General features: G+C 36.7%; 6 protein-coding genes and 1 tRNA gene. All 7 read right to left on the bottom strand.

Going from position 1 to position 6,981, the window contains the following annotated elements; genetic code table 11:
- Window positions 1–677: 677 nt before the first annotated feature.
- On the bottom strand, window positions 678–920 hold the full coding sequence (locus tag PXC01_RS17455; RefSeq protein WP_276473567.1) for a GIY-YIG nuclease family protein: 243 nt from the start codon (window positions 918–920) through the stop codon (window positions 678–680).
- A gap of 46 nt (window positions 921–966) precedes the next feature.
- Window positions 967–1,040, bottom strand: a tRNA-Arg gene (locus PXC01_RS17450).
- Between the two features lie 38 nt (window positions 1,041–1,078).
- Window positions 1,079–1,522: a GatB/YqeY domain-containing protein gene (locus PXC01_RS17445; protein WP_276473566.1), complete on the bottom strand. Its 444-nt coding sequence runs from the start codon at window positions 1,520–1,522 to the stop codon at window positions 1,079–1,081.
- 89 nt (window positions 1,523–1,611) lie between these two features.
- Window positions 1,612–3,525, bottom strand: coding sequence for a cell division protein FtsZ (gene ftsZ, locus PXC01_RS17440; RefSeq protein ID WP_276473565.1), 1,914 nt, complete (start codon window positions 3,523–3,525; stop codon window positions 1,612–1,614).
- Window positions 3,526–3,568: 43 nt separating this feature from the next.
- Complete coding sequence (gene ftsA / locus PXC01_RS17435; protein WP_276473564.1) at window positions 3,569–4,912, bottom strand: cell division protein FtsA; 1,344 nt, start codon at window positions 4,910–4,912, stop codon at window positions 3,569–3,571.
- Between the two features lie 4 nt (window positions 4,913–4,916).
- Window positions 4,917–5,636: a cell division protein FtsQ/DivIB gene (locus PXC01_RS17430; protein ID WP_276473563.1), complete on the bottom strand. Its 720-nt coding sequence runs from the start codon at window positions 5,634–5,636 to the stop codon at window positions 4,917–4,919.
- The gene (gene murC / locus PXC01_RS17425) at window positions 5,626–6,981 is read right to left on the bottom strand and encodes a UDP-N-acetylmuramate--L-alanine ligase (protein WP_276473562.1); all 1,356 of its coding nucleotides are present in this window, start codon (window positions 6,979–6,981) and stop codon (window positions 5,626–5,628) included. The genes PXC01_RS17430 and murC overlap by 11 nt, the downstream gene beginning before the upstream one ends.

Here is a 6,981-nt window from a genome sequence, read left to right as displayed (position 1 = left end):
CCTCGTTTGCGGGGTGCAAATGTACACACATTTCTTAATAACACAAGACTTTTTGAAATAAAATAACCAAAGTTTTTGAACACATACATAACTGCATGATTATGACACATTTGCACACAGAAGAAATTACAGTAGAATTCAACTATTACAAACACTATATTATATAGCTCTCCTTTACCACATAATATTAGAACACAATTTCATTTTAAAACGAGATTATAAAACGGTAAGCGAATTTTAAAAAACTAATTACATACCTTACTTAAACAAAAAATAATTGGAAATATCCCATATTTTATAATCATTCCAATAAATTGAATTAAACATAAAAGGAAAAAAAAGATTTTCATAACCATATTTATGTACCACGTATGGCTTACCATTTATGAAAAAAAGAAAAAAAAAGAGAATCTATTACATTTTAAAACTCAAAAATGGCAGTGAATATAAAAGACAAATACATGCCTCCAAAGTTGGAAGTTATATTTTTATTTAAACTGAAATCACAGACAGTAATATTATCCTCCACTAAATTATTAAAACAAAAAAAGGTCCTGCAAAAGCAAGACCTTAAATTTAAGTGACCTCGAAGGGATTCAACCCCCAACTTTATCTGCCGAATGGCAGACCTCAGAGCCGAAACCTGCCTGCCGGCAGGCAGGTCTGATGCACTAATATTAATTATCAAGAATACTCTTTAAGTACTCGCGACCAACAACTGATTTAAAATATTTTTCTCTAGCCCTTGCCTCTATTCTAGTTTCAAATTCTTCATTGTAAACCAAAATCCAAGGCAGAAATCCCTTTGTTGATTTGTTCTTACCAGAATTATGTTCTTCTATTCTCTTCTGAAGATTATTAGTCATGCCTTTATATAAACAACCATCAACTTCACTCCTTAAAATATACACGTAAAACATAATTTAAAATAAAAAGGTCCTGCAAAAGCAAGACCTTAAATTTAAGTGACCTCGAAGGGATTCAAACCCCCAACCCTCAGAGCCGAAATCTGATGCGCTATTCAGTTGCGCCACGAGGCCATTTTCAGTAATCAATTAGCAAAAAACGCTAATCCTTATTATGCCAATTTTTTCTTTACAATTGTAGCTATTAATTTACCGTCTGCTTGACCAGCTAGTTCTTTAGAAACAATACCCATAACCTTACCCATATCTTTCATACCCGAAGCACCCGTAGCATCTATAGTCTGAACAACTACTTTCTCTACCTCTTCTTCAGAAAGCTGCTCCGGTAAAAATTGTTCTATTACAGCAATCTGCGCTAATTCTGGATCCGCTAAATCTTGTCTTCCCTGTTCTATAAAAATAGCTGCACTATCTTTTCTTTGCTTTACCAATTTCTGCACTATTTGTATCTCATCTTCTTCAGACACATCACCACCACCACTTGTGCTTGCCACCAGTAACGCAGATTTTATGGCCCTAAGCGATTCTAGTGCTACGGAATCCTTTGCTTTCATTGCCAACTTCAACTGCTCCATTACTCTTTGCTGTAAAGCCATATCTAATATATTTTGGTCTGCGAAGATAAAAAATAAAACCCGAAAACTATATTAGTTTTCGGGTTTAAAAAATATCGTAAGCCAACTGCTTAGTCTACATTATCATGTAAAAACGAGTTGTTAGATCTTAATTGAATATCATCACTACTATCTCCACTTAAAGAGGTTCTAGAAATCTTTTTTTCTCTTGAATTTTCGCTCAAATCTACTCCTTGTCTTTGGTATGCCGGCTTTTTCTCGTCATAACTTGTAGGAGCGTTATTTTTGAATTTATAATTGAAATCCTTTAATTTTCTTCTACGTTCATCTGCTCTTTCCCTTAATAACTCTTCAATAGGAGTTTCCATTGGATCCAAAGGCTCTTCTGGATGCACTTCTCTTTTTGGAGCTACGGTTTTTCTCTCAAACACAAGTTCATCCTCTATGACTTTTGGCTCAAATTCTTCAGCTTTAGACTTTGCTCCTGTCAACTTACTCTCCAACTGCATATAGTCATCTAAGCTGTAACGCTTTTCACCATTCTTATTATATTCAAGAACCGGAACTATTTCGATGCTTTCGTTTACATCAATATCCTTTACTTCATCATGCAGATCAAACATGATTACGTTTTCTTTTTCATCTTCACCTTTAGATGAAGGCTCAAAGCTTACCGCAAATTGATCATCCTTTTCCTCGACTTGCAATTCAACCGGATCTACAACTTCCATATCCCTAAAAGCCGATGGCGCATCTACGATGACAAAATCTTCTTCTGAAACATTTTCAGCTAATACTTCCTCATAAAAAACATTGAAATTTTTAATATAGTTCGTTGTAGGTATCAAGTCAAAATCTTCTTCCTCAACGAACTCATACTTTTTTACGGGCTTGACTTGTTTTACCTCCTCTTCCTCATCATCCATTTCTAAAGTATGGACTGTTTTTTGGTTAGACAACAACATGGCCTCTGCACGTTGCCCTTCTTCTAACGTATGAATTATTTTCTTAGATTCCGTATTTACAATATCATCTTGCTGCTCAATGTTAAAACCCGTAGCAATTACCGTTACGGCAATAGCTTCGCCCAAGCTTTCGTCTTCACCGACACCCATAATGATATTTGCTCCGTAGCCTGCTTCTATTTGTATGTGATCGTTGATTTCACCAATCTCGTCAATAGTAATTTCTTGAGCCCCAGAAACTATCAACAACAATACATTCTTAGCACCTTGAATCTTGTTATCATTCAATAACGGAGAATCCAATGCTTTCATTATAGCTTCATTGGCTCTTGCCGAACCAGATGAAATTGCCGACCCCATAATAGCAGTACCACTGTTTGAAAGTACTGTTTTGGCATCACGTAAATCAATATTCTGTGTATAGTGATGAGTAATTACTTCTGCAATACCTCTAGCAGCAGTTGCCAACACTTCATCAGCTTTAGAAAAACCTGCTTTAAAACCAAGGTTTCCGTATACTTCCCTTAACTTATTGTTATTAATGACGATCAGCGAATCTACATTTTTTCGTAATTTTTCAATACCACGTTGCGCTTGTTCAACTCGCATTTTACCTTCGAATTGAAAGGGCATAGTAACGATACCTACAGTAAGAACATCCATTTCTTTTGCAAACTTGGCAATTACGGGAGCAGCACCAGTTCCTGTTCCCCCGCCCATACCGGCAGTAATGAAGATCATTTTAGTAGTCGTATCCAACATACCCTTTATATCTTCCATACTTTCCATTGCAGCTTGTTCACCCACTTCCGGATTGGCACCAGCACCCAAACCTTCTGTCAATGACACCCCTAATTGTATTTTGTTGGGCACCGGACTATTATCCAATGCTTGAGAATCTGTATTACAGATTACAAAATCAACTCCGTTAATCCCTGCTTGGAACATGTGATTGATGGCATTACTACCACCGCCACCTACACCAATGACTTTTATAACGTTACTTTGATTCTTTGGTAGATCAAAGGAGATATTATCAAATTCGCTGTTCTTACTCATATTCTAATTATTACTGGTTATGTATTCTCTTATGCTATGCTTATTACTCTGCGTTATCTAAAAATTCTTTCAATTTTTCAGACCACTTATCAAAAACAGATTTTCTTTCTTTATGCAAGTTAGGACGAGCTACCGCTTCCGTATCTCTTTCTGCGTAAACCAATTCTTCCTCTTCCTCTATATGCTGTTCTTGTAAAACATCTTCTTGCGCAAGCTTCAACTTCTCTTGATTTTTAATGGCATTCATTAAAAGCCCTACAGCTGTTGCGTACAATGGACTAGCAACTTCTTCATCAGAATCGCCCGCTAGATGTTCGTTAGGATATCCAATACGCGTATCCATACCGGTTATATATTCAACCAATTGCTTTAAATGCTTCAATTGGCTACCGCCACCTGTTAACACTATACCTGCAATCAATTTCTTTTTTTGCTCTTCGTGACCGTAATTTTTGATCTCTACATACACTTGCTCAATAATTTCAACAACACGTGCGTGAATTATCTTGGAAAGGTTCTTTAACGAAATCTCTTTTGGTTCTCTACCACGCAAACCTGGTATAGATACAATTTCATTATCTCTGTTCTCACCTGGCCAAGCTGAACCAAATCTTGTTTTCAACAATTCGGCTTGCTTCTCAATAATTGAACACCCTTCTTTTATATCTTCTGTAATAACACCACCACCGAAAGGAATTACAGCCGTATGCCTGATAATACCATCTTTAAAAATGGCTAGATCAGTAGTACCACCACCTATATCGATCAATGCTACACCTGCTTCTTTTTCTTCTTGGCTCAATACAGCGTCAGATGATGCCAATGGCTCAAGTGTAATATTCCCTAAATCCAATCCTGCACTTTTAATGCAACGACCTACATTTTTAATGGAAACTACTTGACCAACCACTACATGAAAGTTAGCCTCAAGCCTACCGCCATACATACCAACAGGTTCACGAATCTCGGCTTGCCCGTCAACTTTATATTCCTGTGGCAAAACATGAATAATCTCTTCACCTGGTAGCATAATCAATTTGTGCACTTGATTACATAGCAAGTCTACATCTTCTTCACCTATTACTTCCTCAGAATCTTTTCTGGTAATGTAATCGCTGTGCTGCAAACTTCTAATGTGCTGACCGGCAATACCAACTACAACAGATCCAATCTTAAGTCCAGAATTTGCTTCTGCCTCCTCAACCGCTTGTTGTATAGATTTTATGGTCTGTGTTATATTATTGACAACACCTCTGTGTACACCTAAACTTTTGGACTTACCGATACCCAAAATCTCAATTTTACCATACTCGTTTTGTTTTCCGATTATGGCAACGATCTTCGTTGTTCCTATGTCTAAACCGACTGAATATTTAGTTTGTTCCATTTTATTATATTTTAGTGCACACCACCTGGTTATTGAATTCTAAACTTACTTCTGCATAATCTTCCAAGGTTTCATCCTTGTTCGCTTTGGCATAAAATGCCTTAAAATTGCTAAACTTGGCCTCTAAATCTTCAATATCGCCTATGTTCACAACAAAATTATTAAGCCTTAACCGCAACTGATATTCTTCTTCACCTTTTATATGAATACCAATTACCGATTCACGAAAAAAATCGTCCTTGTTTATGTGTTCCAATATGACATAGACATCTTCAAGGCTTTTACCACTGATGTTGCCCGTTATAATAGGAACTCTGGCCGAATGATTTTTTGAAAGAGGCATTCTCTTTCCTTCATCATCCAAATAGAACTTTGAATTCCCTTCTATGCGCCCTATTGGTTTCCTTTGAACAATTTTAGACGTTAACTGACCATCTATTGTTAGATAGACTTGTGCACTTTTCACCATTTCATTGGCCTCAAGGGCCTTTTCTACAGTATTCAAAACTATATTTTCTTTGGGCACATTATCAAGGCTACCGTAATTTTGTATTAACAATTTATTAACCGCTCCTTCAGTGAGGTACAAATTTTGGTCGCCAATGAATTCTACTTTCATTCTGGCAACATTTTTAGCACTATTACGCTCATTGGAAAAAGCATATAACCCCATGATTACTAGAACTAAAGCCACTAACTTTATAAAATTCCAATTAACCTGCATACGACATTTCTTTTTTAATTTTTTTAACTTCCAAACCTATATCTCCCGCTCCCATTGTTAGTAAAACATCAGGGTCTTGTTTTTTTATTTCAGAAAGGATTTGTTCTTTCGAAATTAATTTTTTATTACTGCCATCTACCTTCTCCAATAGCCATGCTGAAGTTACCCCTTCAATAGGATCTTCTCTGGCCGGATAGATATCCAACAGGAGAATATTCTTGAATTTCGACAAGCTTTTTGCAAATTCATCTGCAAAATCCTTTGTTCTTGAAAACAAATGCGGCTGAAAAATTGCCAATACTTTTTTATTTGGATGCATTTCTGAAACCGCTTCAAAAACAGCATTGATTTCCGTAGGATGATGCGCATAATCATCAATAAAAATGAATTCATCATTTTTGATTTTATACGAAAATCTTCTTTGCACTCCCTTAAAGGTTGCCAATGCCTCTGCAAGGCGATGCGGTGGGGAACCTGCTTGCATCGCCATTGCGAAAGCTACCAAACCGTTCAACAAATTATGTCTACCAGGTTTGTTGAATTCAACCCCTTCTAGTTTGAGGTCAGGGGTTTCCAAATCGAATATGTAGGTGCCATGTTCTATTTTTATGTTTCGGATGCAATAATCCGAATCGTCTTCTATACCATAGGTCAACCCTTCTAAAGGCAGACCATTACGAACAAATAGTTTACCGCCCGGTTTTAAGCGTTTGGTAAAATCAACAAATGTTCTTTCCAATTCTTGCGCATCACCATAGATATCCAAGTGATCTGCATCCATAGATGTTACGCACGCTACACTTGGTGTCAACTGCATAAATGAACGATCAAATTCATCTGCCTCAACTACCGAATATTCCGTTCCTTCCAACAGGAAATTACTATTGAAATCTTCTGAAATACCACCTAAGAAAGCAGTCATTTTCACTCCTGTTTCTTTTAACAAATGTGCCAAAATACTAGAGGTTGTTGTTTTGCCATGTGTACCGGCCACTGCCAAGCAAAAGGAGTCTTTGGTTATTAAGCCAAGTACTTCCGATCGTTTTTTAATAGTGAATCCGTTATTTAAAAAATACTGATACTCTGAATGTGAAGATGGCACCGCGGGCGTATACACTACCAATGTATGCTCTTTGTCTTCCTTAAATTCTTGTGACACTACATCGATATCATCTGTATAATGAATATTAATACCTGAACGTGCCAATTCTTGTGTAAGCGGAGTATTGGTTTTATCATAACCGGCAACCGCTTTGTTTATAAACGCAAAATAACGCGCCAAAGCAGACATGCCTATGCCCCCTATGCCTATAAAATACACTCTATGTATTTGCGTTACGTTCAT

This window comes from Maribacter huludaoensis (assembly GCF_029350945.1).
Taxonomy (GTDB): Bacteria; Bacteroidota; Bacteroidia; order Flavobacteriales; family Flavobacteriaceae; genus Maribacter; species Maribacter huludaoensis.
This window is presented reverse-complemented; position numbering and strand designations above follow the sequence as displayed.

Bases quoted from the DNA above. Each gene is read 5' to 3' on its own strand.
- murC (WP_276473562.1), bottom strand. From the start codon at position 6,981: ATGAACGTAACGCAAATACATAGAGTGTATTTTATAGGCATAGGGGGC.
- PXC01_RS17430 (WP_276473563.1), bottom strand. From the start codon at position 5,636: ATGCAGGTTAATTGGAATTTTATAAAGTTAGTGGCTTTAGTTCTAGTA.
- PXC01_RS17455 (WP_276473567.1), bottom strand. From the start codon at position 920: ATGTTTTACGTGTATATTTTAAGGAGTGAAGTTGATGGTTGTTTATAT.
- PXC01_RS17445 (WP_276473566.1), bottom strand. From the start codon at position 1,522: ATGGCTTTACAGCAAAGAGTAATGGAGCAGTTGAAGTTGGCAATGAAA.
- ftsZ (WP_276473565.1), bottom strand. From the start codon at position 3,525: ATGAGTAAGAACAGCGAATTTGATAATATCTCCTTTGATCTACCAAAG.
- ftsA (WP_276473564.1), bottom strand. From the start codon at position 4,912: ATGGAACAAACTAAATATTCAGTCGGTTTAGACATAGGAACAACGAAG.